The 25,583-nt window shown below is 59.6% G+C and carries 22 protein-coding genes; 13 read left to right on the forward strand and 9 right to left on the reverse strand.

Going from position 1 to position 25,583, the window contains the following annotated elements:
* Window positions 1-22: 22 nt before the first annotated feature.
* From BM074_RS10525 to BM074_RS10545, 5 genes are all read right to left on the reverse strand, one after another.
* Window positions 23-955 (reverse strand): DUF2950 domain-containing protein, encoded by a 933-nt coding sequence (locus BM074_RS10525; RefSeq protein WP_027231575.1) that lies wholly within the window; start codon window positions 953-955, stop codon window positions 23-25.
* A 43-nt stretch (window positions 956-998) separates the two neighbouring features.
* On the reverse strand, window positions 999-2,486 hold the full coding sequence (locus tag BM074_RS23005; protein ID WP_175498977.1) for a DUF3300 domain-containing protein: 1,488 nt from the start codon (window positions 2,484-2,486) through the stop codon (window positions 999-1,001).
* 72 nt (window positions 2,487-2,558) lie between these two features.
* Window positions 2,559-2,888, reverse strand: a complete 330-nt coding sequence (locus BM074_RS10535; protein WP_027231577.1) for a hypothetical protein — start codon at window positions 2,886-2,888, stop codon at window positions 2,559-2,561.
* Between the two features lie 22 nt (window positions 2,889-2,910).
* Complete coding sequence (locus BM074_RS10540) at window positions 2,911-3,603, reverse strand: L,D-transpeptidase (RefSeq protein ID WP_027231578.1); 693 nt, start codon at window positions 3,601-3,603, stop codon at window positions 2,911-2,913.
* Complete coding sequence (locus BM074_RS10545) at window positions 3,600-4,559, reverse strand: ABC transporter substrate-binding protein (RefSeq protein ID WP_091921836.1); 960 nt, start codon at window positions 4,557-4,559, stop codon at window positions 3,600-3,602. Before BM074_RS10545 ends, BM074_RS10540 begins: the two co-directional genes overlap by 4 nt.
* A 233-nt stretch (window positions 4,560-4,792) precedes the next feature.
* Between BM074_RS10545 and BM074_RS10550 the strand changes: the two genes are divergently transcribed.
* From BM074_RS10550 to BM074_RS10560, 3 genes are all read left to right on the forward strand, one after another.
* Window positions 4,793-5,425, forward strand: coding sequence for a response regulator (locus tag BM074_RS10550; protein WP_091922417.1), 633 nt, complete (start codon window positions 4,793-4,795; stop codon window positions 5,423-5,425).
* A 167-nt stretch (window positions 5,426-5,592) separates the two neighbouring features.
* On the forward strand, window positions 5,593-6,831 hold the full coding sequence (locus tag BM074_RS10555; protein WP_228018193.1) for an alpha/beta hydrolase: 1,239 nt from the start codon (window positions 5,593-5,595) through the stop codon (window positions 6,829-6,831).
* A gap of 9 nt (window positions 6,832-6,840) precedes the next feature.
* Window positions 6,841-8,022 (forward strand): hypothetical protein, encoded by a 1,182-nt coding sequence (locus BM074_RS10560; RefSeq protein ID WP_091921840.1) that lies wholly within the window; start codon window positions 6,841-6,843, stop codon window positions 8,020-8,022.
* Here BM074_RS10560 and BM074_RS10565 read toward each other — a convergent pair.
* From BM074_RS10565 to BM074_RS10575, 3 genes are all read right to left on the reverse strand, one after another.
* A complete protein-coding gene (locus tag BM074_RS10565; RefSeq protein ID WP_091921842.1) occupies window positions 8,019-9,464 on the reverse strand; it encodes an MltF family protein in 1,446 nt (481 codons plus the stop codon). The two genes, BM074_RS10560 and BM074_RS10565, sit on opposite strands and share 4 nt — an antisense overlap.
* Before the next feature lie 127 nt (window positions 9,465-9,591).
* Window positions 9,592-11,331 carry a tetratricopeptide repeat protein gene (locus BM074_RS10570; protein ID WP_091921844.1) on the reverse strand — a complete coding sequence of 580 codons (1,740 nt, stop codon included), beginning with the start codon at window positions 11,329-11,331 and terminating at the stop codon, window positions 9,592-9,594.
* 149 nt (window positions 11,332-11,480) lie between these two features.
* Entirely contained in the window at window positions 11,481-11,708 is a 228-nt protein-coding gene (locus BM074_RS10575; RefSeq protein ID WP_228019418.1) for a hypothetical protein, read from the reverse strand.
* Between the two features lie 417 nt (window positions 11,709-12,125).
* On the opposite strand from BM074_RS10575, the gene BM074_RS10580 reads away from it, so the two are divergent.
* A complete protein-coding gene (locus tag BM074_RS10580; protein WP_348271657.1) occupies window positions 12,126-12,875 on the forward strand; it encodes a hypothetical protein in 750 nt (249 codons plus the stop codon).
* Window positions 12,876-12,881: 6 nt separating this feature from the next.
* Here BM074_RS10580 and BM074_RS10585 read toward each other — a convergent pair whose 3' ends face one another.
* Window positions 12,882-13,535 carry a hypothetical protein gene (locus BM074_RS10585; RefSeq protein WP_091921847.1) on the reverse strand — a complete coding sequence of 218 codons (654 nt, stop codon included), beginning with the start codon at window positions 13,533-13,535 and terminating at the stop codon, window positions 12,882-12,884.
* A 320-nt stretch (window positions 13,536-13,855) separates the two neighbouring features.
* Between BM074_RS10585 and BM074_RS10590 the strand changes: the two genes are divergently transcribed.
* From BM074_RS10590 to BM074_RS10630, 9 genes are all read left to right on the forward strand, one after another.
* A complete protein-coding gene (locus tag BM074_RS10590) occupies window positions 13,856-15,517 on the forward strand; it encodes an arylsulfatase (protein ID WP_081815869.1) in 1,662 nt (553 codons plus the stop codon).
* 75 nt (window positions 15,518-15,592) lie between these two features.
* Window positions 15,593-18,124 carry a fused MFS/spermidine synthase gene (locus tag BM074_RS10595; RefSeq protein WP_244532809.1) on the forward strand — a complete coding sequence of 844 codons (2,532 nt, stop codon included), beginning with the start codon at window positions 15,593-15,595 and terminating at the stop codon, window positions 18,122-18,124.
* Window positions 18,121-19,095 (forward strand): AAA family ATPase, encoded by a 975-nt coding sequence (locus BM074_RS10600; RefSeq protein WP_027231588.1) that lies wholly within the window; start codon window positions 18,121-18,123, stop codon window positions 19,093-19,095. The genes BM074_RS10595 and BM074_RS10600 overlap by 4 nt, the downstream gene beginning before the upstream one ends.
* Before the next feature lie 5 nt (window positions 19,096-19,100).
* Window positions 19,101-20,066 (forward strand): DUF58 domain-containing protein, encoded by a 966-nt coding sequence (locus BM074_RS10605; protein ID WP_091921848.1) that lies wholly within the window; start codon window positions 19,101-19,103, stop codon window positions 20,064-20,066.
* A complete protein-coding gene (locus BM074_RS10610) occupies window positions 20,066-20,569 on the forward strand; it encodes a DUF4381 domain-containing protein (RefSeq protein ID WP_175498979.1) in 504 nt (167 codons plus the stop codon). Before BM074_RS10605 ends, BM074_RS10610 begins: the two co-directional genes overlap by 1 nt.
* The gene (locus BM074_RS10615; protein ID WP_091921852.1) at window positions 20,556-21,569 is read left to right on the forward strand and encodes a VWA domain-containing protein; all 1,014 of its coding nucleotides are present in this window, start codon (window positions 20,556-20,558) and stop codon (window positions 21,567-21,569) included. Before BM074_RS10610 ends, BM074_RS10615 begins: the two co-directional genes overlap by 14 nt.
* Window positions 21,566-23,134, forward strand: a complete 1,569-nt coding sequence (locus BM074_RS10620) for a VWA domain-containing protein (RefSeq protein WP_091921853.1) — start codon at window positions 21,566-21,568, stop codon at window positions 23,132-23,134. The genes BM074_RS10615 and BM074_RS10620 overlap by 4 nt, the downstream gene beginning before the upstream one ends.
* A complete protein-coding gene (locus BM074_RS10625; RefSeq protein ID WP_091921855.1) occupies window positions 23,131-24,489 on the forward strand; it encodes a BatD family protein in 1,359 nt (452 codons plus the stop codon). Before BM074_RS10620 ends, BM074_RS10625 begins: the two co-directional genes overlap by 4 nt.
* Before the next feature lie 68 nt (window positions 24,490-24,557).
* Entirely contained in the window at window positions 24,558-25,547 is a 990-nt protein-coding gene (locus BM074_RS10630) for a formylglycine-generating enzyme family protein (protein WP_091921856.1), read from the forward strand.
* Window positions 25,548-25,583 lie beyond the last annotated feature (36 nt).

Genomic DNA, 25,583 nt, shown 5'->3' on the forward strand with positions numbered 1-25,583 from the left:
CCCCGAGTTCTGCGCAAAGCACTCAATCCTCGACCGGTTCCCATGACTTGTCAGGATTAAATGACCTTATCTCCTTTGCGCGCTTATCGGTAGCCGGGCCAAGGTCTTTTTCGTAGATGGTGCCATGATGGCTCACAACAAATGTCTTGACGCCCGTTTCGTCATAGACAGCCGGCCAGGCGATCAGCGCGTAACCTGCGATCATGTTGCCATTGATGACGAAATCATACTTGCCGCCGGCGATGTTATCGCCCTGTGACCTGAGTATTCTGTAGCGATAGCCGAAATACCCATGATCCGAGGCAGGAGCGCCCTCGATCTTGCTTGCTTCGCCGAAATTGCCGGCAGGGCTCTCCTCGCCGCCTGCCGATGGCCAATAAAGTCCATCCTGCTTGCCTTTGTCGCTAATGAGCTTTTGGGCAAATTCAAGCACGCCATCGCCGTCGTGATCGCTTTGGGCGTAAAGCACCTGCGCTGCGACGTAATTGCGCATGGTCTTGATAGCTTCGAGTTCGTTTTCACCGATTCGCCGCGCCAAGACCTCTTCGAGGCCGGCAAGCGTATCAAACTGCCAACCGGCATCGTGCTTGACCAGCGGAAATGGGAAGGGCCAGTCGAGATTTCCCAGAATAACGGTCTTCGAGCCATCCTCGCGATCCTTAAGTTCGGCACGCTCCTTCGATGCCTTCTGGAGATCGCTCAGCCGATCGTCAAAATCATCGGATTTCTTCGCAGCCGCTGCGTTGAGGCCCAGAACCTTTGCCAAGGCATCCACGTCCTTTGCATCGAGGTCTTTCTTCAAGGCATCGAGCGCTTCGCCCGGTTCCTTGAACGTTTGCGGCTCAGCGCCGACGAAACGCTGCAAGGAGGGTTCTGCCGCGAATGACGGTGCAGAGGGGGCCGCCAGTGCAATGAAGGCGGAGGCAAGCAGTATTTTGAAAGTTGTCCTGTACATATCGAAATCCCTTCAAGGAATGCGCAATTGGTGTTGATGGCGATCAGCGATGGAAACGGCCACCGCCGCCGTGAAAACCACCACCGCCGCCGTGGAAACCACCGCCACCACCGTGGAACCCGCCGCCACCACCTTGGAAGCGCCCACCACCGCCCTGGAAGCCACCGCCGCCGCCCTGGAAGCGCTGTCCGCCGCCACCGCCGCCGAGGCTCAGATTGCCACGTTGCGAGGCAGAACGCGCGTCGCGACCCGGTCCGTAATTGCCGAGGGCGCTCGGCTGCCTTGGGCGATTGTCGACGCGGCCCGCGGCCTTCTGCGCATTGGCACGCACATTGCCCTTGTTCTGACCAATATTCCTGTTCCCGGCCTGATTTTGCAGCTTGCCTGCGAGATCGCCGCCTCCAGCCTGATTCTGGATCTTTCCAGCAAGATTGCCGCTGCCGGCCTGTCCCTGGAGCTTGCCAGCGAGGTTGCCACCCTGCCCCTGCAGCTTGCCGGCCAGATTGCCGCCGCCCTGCTTCAGCTGATTCTGGACGTCGCGCCGCACATCAGAACTCTGCAGCCGCGATCCGACGCCGGCCAGGCCGCCGCCAGCGCCAAGATTCTGCAAGCCACCGTTTTTGAGATCGAGACGGTTCGCATTGTTTTCGCGCAGATTGTTCGTGATCGAATCGCGATCGAAATTGAACTTGCTGTTGTCGAAATTGAGATTGTTGATGTTGTTCCTGTCGAAATGGAAATCGTCGCGGTTGAAGTTGTTGACGTTGATGTTGACGTCATTACCTCCCCACGAATGCCAGTTATCCCAATCGACGGCGGCACCGAACGCGACCCCGGTCACGAAGCCGGCCCAATACGGCGCGTAAGGATAATAGTAGGACGGATAGGGGTCGCCGTAGACAATGGGCGCGGCGGCGACATAGGTAGGGCTCGTCAGGATGACGGGATCATAGGTCGGAACGTAGGTCACTTCCTTCTTGGCCGGGCGGATGATCACGTTGTCGTTCTTGGTTTCGACGACGACCTTGTCGTTGGACTTGATGGTGCCATTCGCAACCGCCTTGTCACGCAAATCCTGGATGGCGACGAGCACGTCCTTCTGCTGATTGACGACGGCGGTTTCGAGCTGCTGCGTCCAATCAAGGTCGTCGCTCATCATCTTCAGGACCGTCGGATAGTTGAGAAGCGATACCACGCTTCCATCCCATGCAGCGTCCGGCTTTGCGTTCGGCTTGTTCTGTTCGATAAACCGCTCGGCCTGCACGATCTGCAGCGGGTTGAGGCTGGCCGACAATACCAATGCGACAAGATCGTCGGGATAGAGCGCGATCCGCGCAACGAGGATTTGCAGTTCGTCCGCCGTCATCAGTACCGGCGCTTCAGCGGTGGGCGTTGCAGGCGTTGCGGCTGGCGCCGACGCCGGTGCAGGTGCGGCGGCGGTCTGGGCGAAGGCATAATTTAAATCAGGTCCGGAAAATAAAATGAATGCGACTGATGAAATGAGGGCAATCGTCTTGTAGTGCAATGGCATTCCGGAATCTCCTTGGTGGTTCGCTTTCGCGACAGGCAATTTCATTGCTTGCTTATGGTTACGTAAGAATACTCACATCTTTTCGAGCGACAGCACCTGCCCCGTCTGGTCGATCAGGCAGGTCGAGCGCTGACCCTTGGCCTCGAGTATGATCTGGTATTTCCCGCCGTCGAGCGCGCTCGAACTGACCGGCAGCACCGAAGCGTGATCGGCGCCGAACTTTTGCGTCGCGGCGTTGGCACAGGCGACCTGCAGGTCGGCTGGAGCAGTCTGCTGTGTATTTCTCGCCATGTTTTCTGGCGCAGGCGTATTCGATACGCATCCCCCGAGCGAGAAGGCGCCAGCGGCAAGCGCCATCCAGACAAGCGTTTTCGTGTATTCCCTATCAGACTTCCAAAGCATCGTGTCCCCCTGCTCCAGTTGCTTAAACACCTTTGTAAAGTGAAGCGCCCTGCATGAGCACTATCACCTTGGCGCCGACCTGTATCTGTGAGGCAAGATCGACGATATCGTCATTGTTCATCCTGATGCAGCCCGACGAGACGTTAAGTCCGATCGACCAGGGTTCAGGCGTGCCGTGGATGCGGTAGATGGTGTCCTGGTCGCCATCATAGAGATAGAGCGCCCTTGCGCCGAGCGGATTGTCGGGCCCGCCGGGCATGCCGCCGGCAAACTTGACGGCGTTCGGATCGCGCGCCACCATTTCTGCGGGCGGAGTCCAGGTCGGCCACTCGGCAATGCGACCGACGCGGACGATGCCCGCCCAACCAAACCCGTCACGGCCGACACCGATACCGTAGCGAACAGCCTGACCGCCGCCTTTGACCAGATAAAGGAAATGCTGGTTGCCATCGATGATGATCGTTCCAGGCTTTTCGGCCGTGCGGAACGTGACCATCTGCCGTCGGAACGCTTCCGGCACCTGGCCATTGGCGGCGTAGTATTTGCGCGCCTTGCGGCTGTCGTAGGGTATCCAGGTACGCGTCTTCACATCGTAAATCTGGGTCTTCGGAACTTGCGCGAAACCAAGTCCGAACGGAGCGACCAGAACCAGGCTTGCCACCGCCACCCCGGCAACGAGCTTCGCCCTCAAAGGATTACGCAGGTGCATGGTCATTGCCCTCCCCCCTTTACCCACTTCGCGATACGATCCGGGTTCTTTTCCACCCAGGCCTCGGCGTAGTCTTCCGGTGTCTGGCGGTCGACTTCCACCGCATAGCTCATGTCGGTGATTTCCTCGGGCGTGAAATCGATGCTTTCGAGGAACTTGGTCACCTCGGGCTTGCGCGTCGCCAACGCCTTGGCATAGGCGATGTGAAAATGCGCCTTGTCCCATGCGACGGGCGCGTTCGATTTGGCGAGCCAGTCGGGATCGTCGGCGGGAAGGACGACGTGCCACTTGGCCGGGTCGAAGGCCGGCTCGTCGAGCTTGACGATATCATGCAGCTTGAAGACGACGTGCGGGCTGTAGCAGGCGAAGACCACGGGCTTGTCCGCAGCCTCGGCCGCATCCACTGACGCCATGCCCATGTCCTCGGGCATTTGCAGAAGCTGCAGGCCCTTGTCGTAACCATAGCTTTTGGCGCGGATTTGCTCGATGGCCGTCGACGACCAGGTTTCGGCGCCGACCCACATCTCGCCCTTGCCATCGCCGTCAGTATCGAGCGCGGCGGTCTTCTTGGCGTCCAAGAGATCGGTCACCGAGTGAATTCCGGTCTTTTCGACCGTCTGCTTGGTCGTGCAAATTCCCTGCCACGCATCGACGCCAGTATCGGCGAGTTGAACCTTGTCGGCATATTTGGTGACGAGAGAATTGAGGTTCGGCAGCCACACTTCGGGATGCACGTCGACCTCGCCCGACGCAAGGCCGGCAAAGGCGATCATCGTACCCATCTCGCGAACCTCGACATCGAGGCTCAGTTCCTTCTTCAGGGCGCTCTTGATGATGTTGGCCGTCACCTGCCCCGAAGGCCAGTTCGGCATTGCGACCACAAGATCGGCGGCCGCGGCCAGTCCGGATTGCGCCATTGCCAGCAGCAACGTCAACGCTGCGGTCTGTCCCAGCCGTGCCATCCTCTTTCGCCGCGGCGGTCTCCCAAAGCCAAGCTCATCCACAGATTGTAAATGGCTCCCGAACGATCGTTGACTCATGTGCAGCGCTCCCGCTGTTTTCGTTGCGCGCATTAGCCAACATCGCGTCCGTTACCGGAAGTACGTAACAGTTAATTTTTGCCGCATCGTCGTTTCCAGTGTAGGGGTAAACCGTGCCGGCGAGATGATCGTGGCAGATGAATACGAGGATTGGCATGACACGAATTCTGATCGCGGACGACCATGAGATCGTCAGACAGGGCGTCCGCGCGATCCTGTCGAAGCGCGATCGCTGGGAGGTCGTGGCGGAAGCCGGCGACGGTCGCGACGCCGTGGAACAGGCGCGCCTCAGTGAGCCTGACATCGCCATCCTCGACTATGCCCTGCCTTTCATCAACGGCGTGGAAGCGGCGCGCCAGATCAGGCTGCACAGTCCCAAAACCGAAGTCCTCATCTTCACGCAGCATGACAACGAGGCGTTGCTGCGCAGCATCCTGGAGGCCGGCGTTCGCGGCTACCTTCTGAAATCGGATGCAACGCTTTATCTCGTACAGGCCGTCGAGGCCCTGGAACATCGCCAGCCGTTTTTCACCAAAACGGTCTCCGACATCCTGGTCTCGTCCTATCTCGCCAAGGCGGACGCTTCACCGAGTATCCTGACGTCGCGCGAAACCGCTGTGGTAAAGCTCATCGCCGAGGGGCACAGCAACAAGGAGACGGCAGCCATCCTCGGTCTCAGTGAAAAGACGGTGGAAAGCCATAGGGCGGCCTCGATGCGCAAACTCGATGCGAAGTCGACCGCCTCGCTGGTGCGCTACGCGATTCGCAATCGGCTGATCGAAGCTTGACCGGATGGCCGTCGCATGAGCTTTAACAAACTGACATTTTCGTCCACTACTAGCTCAAGCCAGCATGTACACAGTGTCGTCGTTCGGCGCGTCTCGTTTTGTTTTAGTTCGGAGCAATCCGCCTGTTTGAAAGCCTGACCATGGTTCGTCAATATTCGAAAGCACGCATGTTCCTGTCCGTCCGCACATTTTCCCCTGCCATTATTGTCCTTGGTTTGGCCCTTGCCGGATGCGCAGGGCATCCCAAAGGCGTGATGGCGCCGGTTATGACCACCGGTGCGACCGGTGGCTCGTCTGTCGACATGCTGGTCGTGACAAGCCGTGTGCCCTCGGACGATCCGGCAACGCTCTTTACCGGCGAGCGCAGTCCAAAACCCTACCTCACCGATATTACAGTCTCGATCCCATCCGACAAGATTCGCAAGCCCGGTACCGTACAGTGGCCGAAGCGGCTACCGCCCAATCCGAAGACCGACTTCGCGGTTACCCACGTGAAGGAATTGAATTCGGTTGCCGAAGGACGCGCCTGGTTCCGCAAACATGTCGTCGGCGGCCATGCGCTGGTCTTCGTGCACGGGTTCAACAATCGCTACGAGGACTCCGTCTTCCGCTTTGCCCAGATCGTCCACGACTCCGGCGCACAGGTGACGCCGATCCTCTTCACCTGGCCTTCGCGCGCCAGCGTCTTCGACTACAATTACGACAAGGAAAGCACGAACTATTCGCGCGTTGCCTTCGAGCAAACCTTGCGCACTCTCGCCAACGATCCCGAAGTCAAGGATATCACGGTCATGGCCCACTCTATGGGCACCTGGCTTGCCATGGAGTCGCTGCGCCAAATGGCAATTCGCGACGGACGCGTAGCGCCGAAGATCGACAATGTGATCCTCGCTTCGCCGGATATCGATGTCGATGTGTTCGCGCGGCAATTCACCGAGATGGGAGAGAAGCGCCCGAAGTTCACGATTTTCGTTTCGCAGGACGACCGCGCTCTCGCCGCGTCGCGTTTCATCTCCGGCGATGTGCAGCGGCTTGGAGCCATCAATCCGGCGGAGGAGCCCTACCGCTCCAAGCTGGAACACGCAGGCATCACCGTTATCGACCTTACCAAGGTGAAAGCCGGCGATAGCCTCAACCACGGCAAGTTCGCCGAGAGCCCGCAAGTGGTCCAGCTTATCGGCCAGCGCCTCGTGACCGGGCAGACGCTGACGGACTCCAACGTCTCGCTTGGACAGGGCATCACGGCAGTCGTCGCCGGCTCGGTCAGCACCGTCGGCAATATCGCCGCCAAAACCGTTGCAGCGCCGCTGACCGTGATTGAAGAGCCGAAGCGCATGCCGAAGAAGAGCGACGAACTGGGTTCGACCTTGGGCAGCCCGACACCATCGAAGGAACTGAGCTACTAGGGAGATGCGATGACCGATGATCACAAGGACGGCCAGCAGTTCCTCATTGCGCGTGGGGGGCCGTTCTATGATCTGCAGCTGCAAGCGAAACTCGTCGGTCGCCAAGACCTTAAGCCCGCACTGCGTGCCGCCCTCTTCGTGGCGCTCAGCTGGGGTGTGCCACTACTCTTGAGCTTGCTCGCGGGCACTGCTTTCGGGCCGCTTGCCGAGCGGCCTTTTCTGCTCGACCCTGGACCTTGGGCCCGCTTTTGCGTTGCCATCGGCCTGCTGGTGCTTGCCGAAACCCAGATCGAAAATAATCTTCGGCAAGGTGTGCGGAACTTCTTTTCGGGCCCATTGCTTCCCGAGGCATCCAGGGCCGCGGCCAGCGCTGCCGTTGCCAAGGCGCTTCGGCGAAGAAACGCGCCGGCCGGTGACCTGGTCAGTCTCTTTCTGGCGATCGTCTCCTCGTTCCTCCTCTACCACAACATGCAGGACCAGCCACTCGCCGCTTGGGCAGCGACCGTCGGGCCGGAAGGTCCGACACCTAGTCTCGCGGCCTGGTGGGCGGTTGCCGTCAGCAACACGCTATTCTGGTTCCTCGCTGCCCGCGCATTCTGGCGCCATATCATCTGGTCGATGCTGCTTGCTGATCTTTCGAAGCTGGAAACGCGACTTGTCGCAACGCACCCGGACGGGCACGCCGGCCTCGGTTTCGTCGGCCAATACCCCAACGCCTATGTGCTCTTTACGGTGGCCGTCAGTTGTGTGATCGCAGCATCGGTGACCCACGAGGTGCTGCATGGCAGCTTTACCGTTACTGCAATCGCGCAGGTCATGGGGCTGTGGCTGGCCCTCATTTTTGCCTATTTCGGCATACCGCTCGCCGGCTTCATATCGCTTCTCGCCAACTTCAAGAAGCGCGCGCTGCGTGCGGCGAGCGAACGCGGAACGGACTTCCAGCGGCAGGTCGAGCGCAAAACGTTCGGTGAGAACCTCGTGGCCGATGATGGCAAGGCGATGGCCGACGATGAACTCGGCGATCCCGGCAAATTCTACGACGCCGCCAAGAAGCTTTCACCCATGCTGGTGACGCGCTCGACCCTGGTACCGGTGTCCGCGGCCGCCCTGCTTCCATTCGTGGCCGTCGCGATAACGCAACTGCCGATCAAGGAACTCGTACCAGTGCTGAAGCGCCTGCTGCTTCTCTAGCCGCCTTTGGCTCCGGCATTGACCGCGTCGGCATGCTCGCCGAGGCGCTCGACGAGCATCGAATAGGCAACGTAATATTTGAAGATGTTGCTGACGTACTGCACCGTCTCCCGCCCTATGATATCGGCCGCCGAATTCTCTACATTACCGAACCAGATGTTCGGATCGAGCCCCATCTGCGTGGCCCTTTTCCGGAACTTGTTGAGGTTGCCCGGGCCGGCATTATAGGCGGCAAATGCCATCAATTGGCGGTCGCGTTCCTTCATGTCCGGCTCGTTGAGGTAGGTATCGATAAGATAGCGCAAATATTTCGACCCGGCTTCGACGTTGCGGTCCTGGTCCTTGTCGATGCCGTTTATGCCGACCGCCTTGTCTCGCGCCGTGGCGGGCAGCAGTTGCATGATTCCGACGGCGCCCCTCGGGCTGCGTTTCGCCTGATCGAGTTTTGATTCCTGATAACCCTGCGCCATCAGCATCAGATAATCGAACGAATAGGTCTTGCCGTGCTTGCGGAATATCTCGACAAGCTGCTTGAACTTTTCCACGTCTTCGCCCGAATAGGCGCGTTGCAGGATCTTGTCGCTCTTGAAATATTTGCTGCGCAACATGTTGCCGAACGCAGTGCCTACCCGGTGGGCGGCGACGAAAGTGTCGAGTTCCTTCTTGAGTTGCGGGCTGTTTTTGCGGATCGCCCAAGCGATTTCGCCGTCCTTGGCGACTGCAATATCCTCATGCACCTTGATGTCGGTGAAAATCGTCGCCCAGATATCCGCCTTGTACTTGTCGACGACCGTGTACTGCAAAATGCCGGCATTGACCATTTCGAGGATGTCTTCGTCCTCCAGATTGTCGTCCATGATCCTGAGCTTGATCGGCTCCTCGCCGCGCGACTTAAGGTCCTCGTTTACCTTCAAAAGATGCTCGTAATAGCTGCTCGTTTCCCGCACTGCGAGTTCCTTGCCGGAGAGACCGTCAAGGTTGACTACCTCTTCGGAGGCCGGCCCTGTTACCAGCACCTCGCTTGCCTTGTCATAGATAGGGATGGTGAAATCGACCTGCTTCAGGCGGTCTGGCGTGATCGTCAGGTTGGCCATGATAATGTCACCAAGCCCTTCGTTCAACGCCGGTATAAGCCGGTCGCGTCCCATCGGGATAAAGGCAACGTGAATGCGATCGACTTCGCGCTTCTTGCCGATATTGAGGGCTGTCTCAAGCTCCAGCCCGAAGTCCACGGCTGTGCCAAGTTCTCGGCCCTTGTCCAGGAAAAAGATCGTCTTGCTGTAAGGAACGAGGACACGGACCAGACGCCGCTGCTTCATTCCGTCAAGATCGTCCAGATGGGGCTGGACGAGGGATTTTTTTTCCGCCAGCGCCAGGCCTGCAGGGACGCACAAGAGTGCCAGCGCGAGCGCGACAGCACCGACGAACCACCTCTTATTCATTTGTTTTGGGCCTCCCCGCCCAGCAGCGCCGTGTCGTTATGGTTTCCCAGGTTCTATCCCGGATGAGCAACGGCAGTGCGCTGGTGAGATTTCACCGACACCACCACTCCCTGCAAGTACGTAACTGTTAATTGGTTGCAGGAAGCGGCTGGGCCAACGGAAGACCGGCCTTGGCCAGCCCGGCCTCGAGCCCATCGATCATGGCCGGAGCATAGCGGCGCGCAATCATGTCGGCGCGGAACGTCGTCCAGAAGCGGTCGCGATAGCGGGTCACACGGTCCATGGTTTCCCGGACGCCCGAGGCATCACCCAATTGGCCGAAGGCTGCAAGTTCAAGCACATCGGCCAGATAATTCCCCGAATGACCCATCTGCTGAACCTTAAGCACCGCCTTGGTGAAATCGCCCTTGCGATAGGCATCAAGCGCAAGGATCAACTCGGCATCATCCTGCGTGCCGTTGATCTGTTCTGCCCTGGAGGCGAGGTTTGCGCCCTCCGTCCAATTGCCGTTGGCGAAGAACATCGCGCCAAGCTTGGCTGGAATGAAGCTATTGTTGGGATTGAGCGCCATCGCCCGATAGCCCGCAACGAAAGCCGCTTCACTCTGTCCGTTGTGATAGAGCGCCAGCATTTGCGCATAGCCGGCGCGGTCCGACATCGGCGCCAATGCAACGGCCTTATTGGCCAGAAGCAGCGCCTGCGCTGCAGTGCCGTTGACGACTTCCGGCGCCGCGGACTCGATCATGGTGACCGCCATGGCGGCGTTGGCATCGGGATTGTTCGGCATGGCTTGCAAAGTGTCGGCGAGACAGTCGCGAACGGCGTCGAGCTCAGTAGCATCTTGCCGCTCGAGCGCCACCCCGGTTCTGAGGATACAGCCATTACCGAGACTGGGCGCTGCGAGTTCTCGCGTATACTCGATATTGTTGATGACGCCTTGCGGGCCGGCGAAGCGGGTGGCGAGATCGGTGACAAGCTCGCGGCGAACCTCCGTGTCTGGCCGGTCGTCCGGGTTCGCACGCTCGACCCCCGACCGCAGGGCTTCGCCGCTCACCGGATCGACGACCTGCCACCAGACTGCGCGACCATTTATGTCCGGATGGTACTTTAGGACGACATGGTAGGGATTCGCAGCACGCCGGGCGCTACGGAACCAGCTAAGCGCTGGAACCGTCGCCTTTACCGGGGAAGGCATTTCTGCCGCCGCCAGCGTCAAAGTCTGAAATTGCGAAAGCGCCGTCATCAGATAGTCGCGGATGAGGCCGGCTTCAGCATCGGTGCCATCGCCTGCCAGCTTCATCTCGACAGCAACGACCGGCTTGTCGGAAAATACACGGCGGTTGGCCGCAACTGCCACGAGAGAAATCGCTGTGATACACACGACGCCTGCTGCAACGGCAAGATGCCGCTTGGTAATGAAGCTATGGGAAGGCTGCGCCGGGGGCAAGACGGGCTGTTCTTCCGCCTCCTCGCATTCCTCCACGACCTCCGCTTGCGGCGGCGCCTTGGTGAATACGGGTATGTAGCGGCCGCGCGGCAGTTCGATGCGTACGCTGCCCTCCTCGGCCCGGCTCTCATAATATTGCGCCAGGGAGGCCCGAAGCCGGGTTGCTTCGATGCGGACGATGGGATCGGTCGTCGGGTCGAAACTCGAGGGCCGGCCAAAGACGTCGACGGCAATCGTATAGGCTTTTACCGAGGCTGCCCGGCCCTCGAACATCTCCTGGGCGACGAACCTCAGGAAATTCCGGTTACGTTCGGTCGAATGGAATTGTGGGTCCGAAAGGAGCCTGTCGAGCTCCGCCCGCGCCTCTTCTTCGGAAATCCTCTCCGAGTCTGGCATGTCGACATTGAAGTCAACTTCCATGTTCGCGCCCCACCCCAGTTTCACTGGATAGTAGAATTGAACGGAACGCTACGCAACGCCATACGGGAAATCCCCCAGGTTGCGATGGAATTGTCCTGACGCAAGACCAGGTTGAGGAGATCAGCGGTCGATAGTGGGGACGCTCTGCCTCAGTAGCTCCTGCCGCGCGTGGCGATGCAGATGTCGATGACTTCACTCTCGATGTCAGCGCAGAGCATTTCATATTCAGCAATCAGCTTGAGATCTTTCGAGCCGTTGCGGCGCAAGCGATCAAGCGTGGAACTGGCCTCGTCGAAGGCATCGCACAAGCTTTGCAATGTCGTATTCCGCGCACTGAGGACCTGTAGCTGCCCACGCATCGCAGGCAGCCTGAGCATCAATTTCCACAGTCCCCTTTGGGCAGACGCGGTCGACATCGCTTCAATTGCATCCCCTGCTCGTTGTTCCGTCGAGCTCCGGTCGGGCCGCAATCAGCAATTATATCCCCAGGCCCCGCTCGGTCATCGATCATAGGATGATGTCTCGCCTTATGGGAGTACGTAACGGTTAACAGGGGGTCCGTTGCCGCAAATCCGCGAGCCCAAAAAACGAAATGTTTTGCCTTGGATGAATTTGGATTGCGCCTTTTTGCTCGTTCTACCCCGGCATGGGCGGGAGGCCGTAAACGTTACAGTTACGAACTTGTTATGGAGGATGGAATCTGGCTCACGTTGGCTTTCAATTAAGGGATGAAGTTCATGAGATATTTAAGTTATTCATTAGATGTATTGATTGTGGCCGTCAGCGCGATTTCGTTGGGTACGCTAGCTGCATCAGCGCAGGAACACGCCGACGTAAATGCTGCAAACAACCCGCTGACGCCCAAGATCACGCTCAATGTTCATGACTACTACGTTCCCGAACTGAGCGGACTGCCGGGCGACCGCTACGCTAACCAGTTCCTGCTGCGTGGTCTCGTGCCTTCGGACCTTTTCGGCGCACCGCAATTGATCCGCTTTACCCTTCCAGTCGCGACCGCACCGGAATTTCCGACAGGATATACGACGGGCCTGGGCGACCTGACGCTGATGGACATTTTCCTGGTGCCCGGCAAGGAGATTTCATTCGGCGCCGGCCCGCTCGTCGTCCTCCCGACTGCGACGGACGATGCCCTTGGCGCCGGCAAATGGCAGGCGGGCGCCGCCGGGGTCGTGGTCGCACCGCAAAGTTGGGGTCTGCTCGGCGGTCTCGTCACCTACCAGACGTCATTTGCCGGCGAAAGCGACCGGGACGATGTTTCACTCGCAACCTTCCAGCCCATCGTCAATTTCAACTTGAGCAAGGGTTTCTACCTCAGGTCATCCGCCATCTGGAACTTCGACCTGGAGAGCGGAAACTACTCGGTTCCGGTCGGTTTTGGCGTCGGCAAGGTGTTTCAGGTCAACGACAAGGTGACGATGAACGCCTTCGTCGAGCCGCAATACACCGTCTTCGATCACGGCCGCGGCAACCCCGAGTGGCAGGTTTTCGTCGGCGTCAACTTTCAGTTTGCGCTCGGCAAATAGACGAGATCATTTGGCCGTAACCTGACTGAACGACATGCCGTCGATCTTGCCTTCGTCGAGCCGGTAGACGAGGGCTTGCAGGGTCGTCACGCCGTTGCTGTTTGGGCCCTGTTCATTCGAGTAACGGATAATCCCGTCATGAATGCTCATGCCGAAAGCTTTTTGCAGATCCGTCTCGTCATCCTTCAAGCCTGGTACCGGCAGCATCCACGCCGTCAAGGTTTCAGGACCTTGCGAGCAGCCTGACCGCGCAGTCTCGCTCTCCTCGGCCGATACCATCGTCAGGAGCCGTTTCGAACCCGCTGCTTCACCATTGGAAATAAACCAGAGATTCGACGCATGGCCATCGAGCGCAACCTGGTAGCAGAGCCAGCTGACACCATTGGCGCCCGAACCGCGCGTCCTGATCTCGCCGCCAAACGCCTTCTGGATTGCATCGAGCGTCGTTGCTCCGAACGAAATGTCGAGCATGTCCGCCTTGAGCATATTGTTGAAGGGCTTGGGCATTTGATAGGACGTTGATTTGGCTGTGCCACCCGACAGGATCAGCGATGGAAAGCCCGAAAGCCGTACGTCGTCAGCCTTCGCCTGCAAAGCCCATATCAAGGGACCGGTGGCGATGATCATTGCACATAGGGTCTTCACGGTGACCGCCTTCATTCACGTCTCCTGCTGAGTTTTCGCGTCTAGCGTGCAGACATCATGAGCGCATCTCATCCGAAGACAAAGTACTTAACTGTTACAGAACGCTCTGCGACAGGCAGATAAAATTTCGTCCCGTTCCCGGTAAAATCAAGCATTGCGTTACAGTTACGTACTTCCTTCGGAAGCCGAAGCCCGAAAGCATGCTGGTCGTCCAAAAGCCCAATCCAGGGCAGAAACACGCGCAGCGGTTGCAGGGGCCTGATAATGCCTCGGCCCAGACACGAGAGTACAATGCTTCAGCACGAAATTTGCCCCCCGTCTCCAGGAGGATCCTGATGTCAGTTGAATGGAAGATTGATTTAAGCAGGCTTTGGCAAGCTTGCGTTCCGAGCGGAGCCAAGGCGAGAACCTCCCTGCTCGCTGGCGCGGCCATAGCAACAGGGATTGCTTTTGCGCAATGGCCCGGGGTTCAGGCCGCGCAGGCGCAGGACGCTCCCAAACCCAACATCCTCGTCATTTTCGGCGACGATATCGGCCAGACGAATATCAGCGCCTATACCCGCGGCCTCGTCGGTTACCAGACACCGAATATTGACCGCATCGCCAAGGAAGGCATGATGTTCACGGATTATTATGCCGAGAACAGCTGTACCGCCGGTCGCTCTTCGTTCATCACCGGCCAGACGCCATTGCGCACCGGTCTTTCCAAGGTGGGCGCGCCCGGAGCGCCGGTCGGGCTCCAGGACCGCGACATAACAATCGCCCAGGCCCTTAAGCCGCTTGGCTACAACACCGCCCAATTCGGCAAGAACCACCTTGGCGACAAAGATGAATATCTGCCCGTAAAGCACGGTTTCGACGAGTTTTTCGGCAATCTCTATCACCTCAATGCGGAGGAAGAGCCGGAACGACCCTATTGGCCAAAGGACCCCAATGATCCCTTTGTCAAGAATTTCTCGCCGCGCGGCGTGATTAAGGCAACGGCCGATGGCAAGATCGAGGATTCCGGTCCGTTGACGACGAAGCGGATGGAAACGATCGACGACGAGACCACGGGTGCCGCGATCGACTATATCAAGCAGCACAGCAAGGGCGACAAGCCATTCTTCGTCTGGATGAACACAACCCGCATGCACGTATTTACTCATGTGCGGGAAGAGTATCGCGGCAAGAGCGGCATGCCGGGCAATGAATATGCCGACGGCATGTGGGAACACGATCAGGACGTCGGCAAGCTTCTGAAGACACTCGACGACGAAGGCATCGCCAACAACACGATCGTCGTCTACACGACCGACAACGGGCCCAACATGTTCTCATGGCCGGATGCGGCGATGACGCCGTTCCGCAGCGAAAAGGATTCCAACTGGGAGGGTGCATTCCGCGTCCCGGCGATGATCCGTTGGCCAGGCAAGATCAAACCCGATACCGTCAGCAACGACATGTTCTCGGGCCTCGACTGGTTCCCGACCCTGCTCGCCGCTGCTGGCGACACGGATATCAAGGACCGGCTGCTGAAGGGTACCGATATCGGCGGCAAGAACTTCAAGGTGCATCTCGACGGCTACAATCAGCTGCCCTATCTCGAAGGTCAGCAGCCGAAGAGTGCGCGCAACGAATTCTACTATTTCGACGACGACGGTAAACTTGTCGCCATGCGTTGGGACAACTGGAAAGCGGTGTTCTGCGAGCAGCGCGCGCCAGGCAACCTCAACATCTGGCAGGAGCCCTTTACCTGCCTGCGTCTTCCCAAGATCTTCAACCTGCGCATGGACCCCTATGAGCGCGCCGACATCACTTCGGACCAGTACAATGACTGGCTGGCGAAGAACGCGTATCTGACGGGTATAGCCACGTTGAAAGCTTCGGAGTTCCTTCAAACCTTCGTCGATTATCCGCCGAGCCAGAAGCCGGCAAGCTTCAGTGTCGACCAGGTGGAGGAAGCCGTTCACAAGAAGATCGACGAGGAACTGGCAAAGCAGAACAAGGCGCAATAACGCCCGTTTGATTTCGATAACCGGCTGGCGCCCAGAAGATGCGCCAGCCGAACAATCCATTGCGGAGCGCATCAGATGAGCGTTGATACGCAACTTTCCAACCAGCCTGCCGGTGCCGAACAGTTTGAGGTTTCCATGCCCCAACGATTGACCCTCACGGCGCCGCCTGCCCTTCTGCTTTTCGCCTCGGGCTTTTCAGCTCTGGTCTTTCAGGTCGTCTGGGTACGGCAACTCTCGCTGATCGTTGGCGTCGACGTCTATGCCGTCACGGCTGGCGTTGCAGCGTTCATGGCAGGGTTGGCGCTCGGCAGTCTGTTGCTCGGGCCCGCAATCGATCGCAGCAATTATCCCTTTCGGTTTTATGCGCTGCTCGAGGCGGGTGTCGCCCTTTGCGGCATTGCAGTTACCGTCGCGCTCGCACATTTTGCGCCGTCCTTTGCAATTATCGAGAATTCCGCTGCACCCGTCGCCTGGTTGATCGTTTTCGCTCTCGTCGGTGTTCCCGGTGTCCTCATGGGCGGCACCCTTCCGGCGGTGGTGCGATCGGTAGCCGCGTCGAACCGCGACGTCGGCCGCAAGGGCGGACGCCTATATGCGGCAAATACCGCCGGAGCCATTGCCGGCACCCTCGCCGCTGCATTCCTCCTCATCCCCTATCTCGGTGTCTCCGGCACCGCCTATGCTGCGGCGGCGCTGAGCCTTCTTGCAGCTGCCCTTGCGCTGGTCCTTGCGTCGCCTGCTCAAGCGCAAACCATCTCGCCTGCCAATGTGAATTACCGGAATGTTCGTCTTGCCCTGTTTCTGTATTCTGTGGCGGGCGGCATCGCACTCGGCTACGAGGTCATCTGGACCCAATCCATCGTCCAGTTCATGAGCACACGGACATTTGCCTTCGCCATCGTGCTCGCCACCTACCTCATTGGTTTGGCGGCAGGCTCCGCACTTGCCTCGAGATGGGTCGATCGCGTTCGCGACCACTGGAGCATTTTCGGCCTGTTAATCGCCGGCGCGGGCCTCGTCGGTCTTTGCGGCATCGCGTTCCTCGGCAACTGGATCATCATGCTGCAGTCCATGGCCGAGTACTGGCTGCTTCAGCTGACAGGAAACCAGCTTGCGGGAATGTCGGCACGCTTTGCGGTCGCCGCGATCCTCATCGTGCTTCCAACGACTCTTCTGCTTGGCGCCGCCTTTCCCTTTGCGCTTAAGCTCGTGGTTGAAGATGGCCGGACGGGAAGCGGCGTCGGGCTCGTCAGCGGCTGGAACACGCTCGGCAGCATTGTTGGGACGGTCCTTACGGGCTTTGTCCTCGTTCCCACTTTCGGCTTCGTCGGCTCGTTCGGCATCCTCGCCGTCGCTGCCACCGCCATTGGCCTGATCGCCGTGTTTCGCAACGTCGCAGCTGTACGCCTCCACCGCATTGCCATCGCATCGGTCTGCATCCTGACGCTGGCCCTGGCCTTCCTCGTCCCCTCTGATCGCTTCGCCAGTCTGCTGCCCGGTGCACAGGCCGGAAGGCTGGTCTTCTACGAGGAAGGCCTTGGCGCTACCGTCGCGGTCGTCGAACAGGGCCGCGACCGCAAGTTCCGCCGACTCTATATCCAGGGTGTTTCCAATACGGGAGACTCCCTGCCCTCCCTGCGCTACATGCGGCTCCAGGCGCTCCTTCCCCTGATAACCATGCAAAAGCGGCCGCAGGCGGCGATGGTTGTCGGCCTCGGAACCGGCATAACCGCAGGTGCGCTCCTTACCTATGACGGGCTCAACCAGCGCGTCGCGGCTGAACTCCTGCCAGGCGTACAGCGGGCAGCGAACCTGTTCAACGGCAATTTCAATGCTGCCTCCTCGCCCGACCTCGATATCCGGCTGCGGGATGGCAGGCGGGAACTGCTTGGAAGCGAAGAGTCCTACGATCTCGTAACGCTCGAACCGCCGCCTCCCTCGGCCGCAGGGGTAGCCAATCTCTACTCCACCGATTTCTACAGGCTTGCCGCCGCGCGGCTGCGGCCAGGTGGCATGGTCGCGCAATGGCTCCCGTTGCCGACGCAAAACGATGAGGATACGCGCTCGCTCGTTCGAAGCTTCATCGATGTCTTTCCGCACGCATCCCTATGGACAACCGAACTGCATGAAATGCTCCTCGTCGGCTCGTTCGAACCCATGAACCTCGATGTCGCTCAGATGAGTGCGCGGTTCGAACAACCCGGTGTGAGGCAGGCCTTGCGCGAAGTCGGCGTCAATTCACTTCCTGAATTGATGGCCACATTCGTGATGGATCGCAAGGGACTTGAAACCTATGCCGGAGACGCGGCCCCCGTGACCGACGATAGGCCTCGCATCGAATATGCGGCGTGGGTGAGACCCGACACCTTTCCGACAGTCCTGCCGAAACTTCTCGCCCTTGCCAGTGAACCGCCTCTGGTCAATGCCGATGCGGCCTTCATCACATCCACGAAGCAGGAACGGGAAATTCTCCACACGTTCTATAATGCCGGCCTAAGCGCCTATCGCGGTGATCGGGACGCATGGCACCGCAACGCCGGATTCGTCAGCGACCATGCACCCGACAATGCCTACTATGCCTGGTTTTTAGGGGGGAACACACAATGAGCGCACGTGACGACATTCTCGCATTGGGCAAGCGGGTCGGCCAGTCGATCATCGGCCAGGACACGATGGTCGAGCGGTTGCTGCTTGGCCTCATTGCCAATGGCCATCTGCTGGTGGAAGGCTTGCCCGGCCTTGCGAAGACGCGGGCGATCAAGAGTCTGGCGAAAAATCTCGATGCCGAGCTGTCGCGCGTACAGTTCACGCCAGACCTTTTGCCGGCCGACATCACCGGCTCCGAAATCTACTTCAGCGAGGGCGGCAAGGGCGAGTTCAAATTCCAGCAGGGCCCGATCTTCGCCAACCTGATCCTTGCCGACGAGGTGAATCGTGCGCCGGCGAAGGTGCAATCGGCGCTGCTTGAAGCGATGGAGGAACGCCAGGTGACCGTCGGGGGCAAAAGCTATCCCCTGCCTGACCTTTTCATGGTGATGGCGACGCAAAACCCAATTGAGCAGGAAGGGACGTATCCGCTCCCCGAAGCTCAGCTTGACCGCTTTCTCATGCACGTCGAAGTGGGCTACACAGATGAGCAGTCGGAGGCGGCGATCATGCGGCTCGTTCGCAGTGAGGAGACTTCAACCAAGTCCAAGGCCGGAAAAACCGACGACAGGCTGGATCCCAAAGCAGTCTTCGATGCCCGTGCCGAAATATCCGCCATCACCGTGTCCAAGCCGGTCGAGGACTACATGGTGGCACTCGTTTTCGCGACACGCTACCCCGACAAGATCGACGCGGACCTCGCCAAATGGCTGCAAGTCGGTGTCAGCCCGCGCGGCGTCATTGGCCTCGACAAGGTTTCACGCGCCTATGCGTGGCTAAAGGGCCGCGACTATGTCACGCCCGACGATGTCAAGGCGATCGTCCATGATGTTTTCAGGCACCGGCTGATCCTGTCCTATGAGGCACATGCCGCGGATATCGGTCCCGACAAAGTCATCGACCGGATTGTCGAACGCGTAGCGGTGGCCTGAGTGCCATGGCGCCCGCTTCCTCGTCCACGCAAGAAATCTCCGACGGCGTTTATGTCTCAGTCGAACAGCTCGCCGCACTCGAATCGACAGCGCGCGACCTAACATTCATCCAGAGGAACGCGGTACAGCAGCCCCTGACCGGGCGCCACAGTTCCAGGATGCGCGGACGCGGACTGACCTTCGAGGAACTGCGCGAATATCTTCCGGGCGATGATATACGCACCATCGACTGGCGGGTAACGGCGCGCACCAACAAACCCTTCGTGCGCATCTACGGCGAGGAAAAGGAACGTCCCGCCCTCATCGTCGTCGACCAGCGCACCAATATGTTCTTCGGCAGCCGTCGCGTCATGAAATCGGTCACGGCTGCGGAAGCCGCCATGCTGTGCGCCTGGCGCATTCTCGGCTCGGGCGACAGGGTCGGCGGGCAGGTGTTCAACGATAGCGGCACAACGCAGTTGCGGCCGCATCGCAGCCGAGAGTCCGTCATTGCCTTGGGCGACAGCATTGCCGCCATGAACCAGGCGCTGAATGCGCGCACGCCCGGCGAGCGCGCCACAGGACAGCTGGACACGGTGCTGCGGACCGTGGAGAATGTCGCGCATCACGATCACCTAGTGATCATCGTCAGCGATTTTGACGGACATTCGGCAGAAACGCGCGATCTCCTTTTGCGCCTCAGCGTGCGCAATGACGTGCTCGCCATTCTGGTCTATGACCCGTTCCTGCTCGAATTGCCAACCAAAGGCGAGATTGTCATCAGGGGCGGCTCCATGCAAGCAGAACTCGCTTTCCAGCAGGCAAAGGCACGCAACGCGATCGGCGATTTTGCCCGAAGCAGAGGGCGCGAATTGTTGGCCTGGCAGCAGGAACTCGGCCTGCCGATGCTGCCGGTATCGACCGCGATTGAGACGGCGCCACAATTGCGCCAATTGCTGGCGCAGACCGCCTGGCGGCAAAGGAGGCGATGATGGCCGATACGCCGCTCGATCTCGCAATACAACAGGCGTTGAAATCACTGGCTGATATCGCAACCCCCGCCCCCGTTGCGCTGTTCCCGCAGACCTGGGGCTGGGCCTTGGTGGCAATCCTCCTTCTTGCAGCATTGGCAATGGCTTGCTGGCATTGGTTCAAGAAGCGACGAGCCAATCGTTACCGGCGCGAAGCCTTGCAAATTCTCGATCGGCTCGAGAGCGATGGTGATGCGGATACGATCGCCCGGGAGGTACCGATTCTGGTCAAGCGCGTTGCGTTGGCCGTCTGGCCGCGCGATGCGGTTGCCGCGCAAAGCGGCGGGGCATGGGTCGCGTTCCTGCAAAATGCCCTGCCGGATCGAAACCTCGGCGCAGATCTTGTCCATATGCTCGACGACCTGGAATATCACCCCACACGGGAGAGCGATCCTTCAGGTAACCCCAAGCAATTGCTCGCAGCCGCACGCCACTGGATCGAGAAGCACCATGTACCAGCTTGATTTCCCGTGGTTGCTGGTGCTGCTGCCATTGCCGGTCCTCGTCTGGTGGCTCCTGCCGCCATATCGCTCGCAATCTGCTTCGGTACGCATTCCATTCTTCGAAGAAGTCACGCAGGCCGCGGGAATAGCCCCATCGACCGGCTCACTGGTTACGCGTAGAACCTGGCCGGAGCTGATCGTGGGAACGATCTGCTGGCTTCTTGTCCTTATCGCTCTCGCCCGTCCGCAATATGTCGAACCGCCGATCGAGAAGACCGAGCCGCAGCGCGACCTGATGCTGGCGATCGACCTTTCGCAGTCGATGGAGACAAAGGACTTTCGCGATCCCGGCGGCAACCTCATCTCGCGGATAGACGCGGTTCGCAGCGTCGTCAGCGACTTCGTCAAGAAGCGCCCCGCTGATCGCATCGGCCTCATCGCCTTTGGCGACGCACCCTACCCGCTCGTCCCCTTCACCATGGATCATCCCACCGTGCAGACCATGATCGCGGAGGCGTTGCCCGGAATTGCCGGGCCGCGGACGGCACTCGGCGATGCCATCGGGCTGGCGATCAAGATGTTCAAGGACACGAGCGCCCCCGAGAAGGTGCTCATCGTTCTTACTGACGGCAACGATACGGCAAGCAAGATGCCGCTGGCCAAGGCGTCGGACATAGCCAGGGACGCAAAGATCACGATCCATACGATCGGCATCGGCAATCCCCAAGCCACCGGTGAAGAGAAGCTCGACACTGCCTCACTCGAAAAAATCGCAGCGACGACGGGCGGACGATATTTCTTCGGCCAGGACCAGACCGGGCTTCAGGACATCTATACGACGCTCGACCGCATCACGCCCATGAACCAGAAAACACTATCCTGGCGTCCGCGCATCGAATTGTTCCACTATCCTCTCGGTGCCGCGCTTTCGCTCCTTATTGCTTATCATCTTCTGGCGCTCCTGTTCGCAAGGCTGCGAAACCGCAGCGGCGCTGCGCTTGAACCGGCAGCCAGCCAATGATCGCCGATTTCCACTTCCTTCGGCCGTGGTGGCTGCTCGCGATCCTCGCAGCGATCGCAATGTTGTGGCTGGCATCGCGCCAGTCCGACATGAGGCTGCGCTGGCGCGATATGATTGCGCCGCAATTGCTCGATCATCTCGTCTCCGACGATCCATCCAAGGGGCGGCTGCGGCCCTATCACCTGACAGCAATGCTCATCGCCCTCGCAGCACTCGCCCTTGCCGGTCCGACTTGGCAACGCGAACTCCCGCCCTTCGTTCAGGACGAAGCGCCGCTGGTGATCACCATCGACCTGTCGCAGACGATGGACGCTATCGACGTCACCCCGTCGCGGCTTGAACGGGCGAAGCTCAAGGTCCACGACATCCTTGCCGCGCGGCCCGCAGCGCGAACCGCCATCATTGCCTATGCGGGCTCGGCGCATCTGGTTCTTCCGTTAACCGACGATGCAGCGCTCGTGCGCACCTATGTCGACTCGCTGGCCACGCGGATTATGCCCGTTGCTGGCAAAAATACTGCTGTCGCATTGGCAGCGGCAGAGAAAACGCTTGAAAGTGCGCAAGCGCCCGGAACGATTCTTCTCATGACCGACGGTGTCGATGCGGCCTCCTTCGATCAGGTGGCTCGGTTCGGGGGTAGCAACAACGTCGTGCTCCTTGCGATTGGCACAGCCGAGGGCGGTCCGGTCAAAACCAGCGATGGAGGTTTCGCCAGTGATGCTGCCGGAGGTCGCCTCTTCGCCAAGCTTGACGTGGACGAACTGAAACGGTTGCAAGGCGCCGGAAACATCAGCGTTGCAACCTTTACGAGCGACGACAGCGACGTGCGCTGGGTCGTGGAGCGGATCAAGACGCATTTCGCGCAGAAGGCCGCCGAAGCCGAAACGCGCTGGCGCGACTTCGGCTGGTGGTTGACCATACCGATCGTGCTACTTGCCGCGCTGTCGTTCCGGCGGGGCTGGGTCGTGCGCTGGGCCGGCGCGCTTGTCGCCTTCCATCTCATTTTCAGCCCCGATACCTCAAGCGCCGCCGATCTGAGCCTTGCCGATATGTGGCTGACGCCGGACCAGCAAGGACGCCTCGCCTATGAGCGCGGCGATTATCCCGCCGCCGCGGCTGCCTTCAGGGACAATGAATGGCGCGGCATCGCACTCTATCGCGCTGGCAAGTTCGGCGAAGCGGTCGATGCATTCGCGGCAAGGGATACGCCAGAAGCCTGGTACAACCAGGGCAACGCTCTGCTTCACCTCAATCGGCTGGATCAGGCGATCGCCGCCTACAAGCGCGCACTGGAACTTCGAACAGATTGGCCCGAGGCCAAGGCCAATCTCGCCATTGCAGAGAAACTCGTGTCGCTGCAAAAGCAGGAAGAAGAGGAACAGCAACAGGACCCCAATCTCAAACCTGACCAGGTCCAGTTCGACGACAAGGGCAAGCAGGGCAAAAAGGGGCAGGTCAACGTTTCTGAACAGACAGCGGATCTGTGGATGAAGAATATCGAGGTCAGTCCGGCCGATCTTCTTGCCCGCAAATTTTCCATCGAGGCGCGAGGAGGCAAGCAATGAGATATTTTGGCTGGCTTGTCGCGCTTGCTCTTCTGTTTGCATCGCCGGTTTACGCCGCCGAGCCATTCGCGGAAACGTCGCTGGCGACACAGGGCAAGATTGTGGTCGGCCAACAGGTGAGCATCGATGTCGATGTCTACGTTCCGAACTTCTTCACATCGCCGCCGCAGTTTCCCTTGCTTGACGTCCCGAACGCAATCGTGACGCTTCCCGACGAGCAGGCTCAGAACCTGGTCAAATCCGTCAACGGCGAAGAATATTCCGGCATTCGCCGCACCTATTTCATTATTCCGCAGATCGCCGGCGAATTTACGCTTCCGACAGCAAGCGTCCCGCTCGCCTACGCCAAGGTGCCGGGTCAGTCCACCCCAGCAACTGTAAACCTTCCCGCAGTCACCTTTGTCGCCGCGGACCTGCCACCCGGGGCGGAAGCATCGGCGTTTTCCGCCGCGCGTGCCGAACTTAGTGAGAGCCTCGACGGCGACCCGGCCAATCTCAAGGTCGGCGACACGCTTGTGCGCACGGTTACGCTCTTTGCGACAGGGACGCGGGCAATGATGTTGCCGCAATTATCGTTCGACGTGCCGGATGGCGTAAAACTCTATCGCCAGGCCCCGACACTGGCGGACAATGTCGATGGCAGTGGCCGTGAGCGAGGGAGCAGCCGCACCGAGCGCGTCACCTACGTGATGGATAGAGAGGGCACGTTCACGCTTCCCGCACTGACCGTCACTTGGTTCGACACGGAAAACATGCAGGCGCAGCGGGCCGAACTGAAGCCCCTCGTCCTCGCCGCCAAGGCAAAGCCAGCGACGGCCAACGCTATTGCGCCCGATCTTCCGCAGGCGAAGGAAGCACCAGACCGCCTTTCCATCCGCGCCATGCTTGGCATTGGCATCACCATACTCGCCGCCCTTGTCCTGGCGTTCCTCCTCCATCGCCTGTGGCCCCGCATGAGACGCTGGGTTGATGTGCGCAAGCAGGCTCGGGCCCAATCCGAGCCCACGCGCTATCGTGAACTCCTGGCAGCGCTCAACTCGGGCGACGCGAAGCGTGCCTATTCGGCGCTCAACCTCTGGACGAAAGCGATGGGATTTCGAAGCGCAACGGATTGGGCTGAGGCAAGCAATGACCGGTCGGTGCAGGACGCTCTGGCAGGATTTGAACGCGATCTCTTCGGTCCACCACATCCACCGACACAAGGCAGTGCGCGAATTCTTGCGTCCGCTATACTGGCCTGGCGTGTGAAGTATCGCCGCCGCGACCGGCGATCCTTTATAGTTACGCCAGCGCTTCCTCCGCTTAATCCGCCGTTCGACAACTGGCAGCGTCCGGCCAGAAACAACACTATGTAACTGTAACGTACTTCAGTCGCAGCGAATTCGCGGCAATGCTCGCACAAGTTGACTTTCGGAGAGGTAGAATGCCCGCCGCAGCCCAAAGAGATGGCTTCAACGACCAGTTGAAATCGGAGGACGGCCTCATCTGGATCCCCGGACGAACCTTCATGATGGGTTCGAACAAGCACTATCCGGAGGAGTCCCCTGCGCACCCGGTCGAGGTCGACGGATTCTGGATCCAGGCCACCCCGGTCACAAACCGTCAATTCATGGAATTCGTCAAGGCGACCGGCCATATAACGGTTGCCGAAAAGGCCCCCGATCCAAAGGATTATCCCGGTGCGCTGCCACATATGTTGAAGCCGGGCTCGCTGATGTTCGATCCGCCGACCCGCCCAGTCACAAGCCCCGATATTTCCCAGTGGTGGACTTACAAATTCGGGGCTGATTGGCGTCACCCCTATGGCCGGCGCAGCGACTTGCGCGGCAAACTCGACCATCCCGTGGTGCATGTGGCATGGCACGATGCCAAGGCCTACGCGGATTGGACCGGCAAGGACCTGCCGACGGAAGCCGAGTGGGAACTGGCAGCCCGCGGTGGGCTCGACGAAACCGAGTTTGCCTGGGGTGAAGAACTGAACCCCGGGGGCCGGCAGATGGCCAATACCTGGCAAGGCATATTTCCACATCACAACCTTCGCTCCCAAGGCGACGACCGGACCTCGCCCGTCCACAGATTCCCGCCGAACGGTTATGGCGTTTACGACATGATCGGAAATGTCTGGGAGTGGACGGGCGATTTCTGGTCCACACGTCATGAGGAGCCGGCAGCAAAGGCTTGCTGCATCCCGCTTAACCCGCGCGGCGGTCCGATCGACGCGAGCTATGATCCGCACACGCCGCAAATCCTTATTCCCCGGCGCGTCCTCAAGGGCGGTTCGCATCTTTGCGCACCGAATTATTGCCGGCGTTACCGTCCGGCCGCGCGGCATGCCGAACCCGAGGACACTTCAACCAGTCACGTTGGTTTTCGCTGCGTCAAGCGCCCGGATCAACGCTCGACTACGACCTGACGCTCAAACACCACAATCGCGCTGATACAATCGTTG

Origin of the sequence: Phyllobacterium sp. CL33Tsu (genome assembly GCF_900113985.1) — a bacterium.
GTDB classification, from domain to species: domain Bacteria; phylum Pseudomonadota; class Alphaproteobacteria; order Rhizobiales; family Rhizobiaceae; genus Phyllobacterium; species Phyllobacterium pellucidum.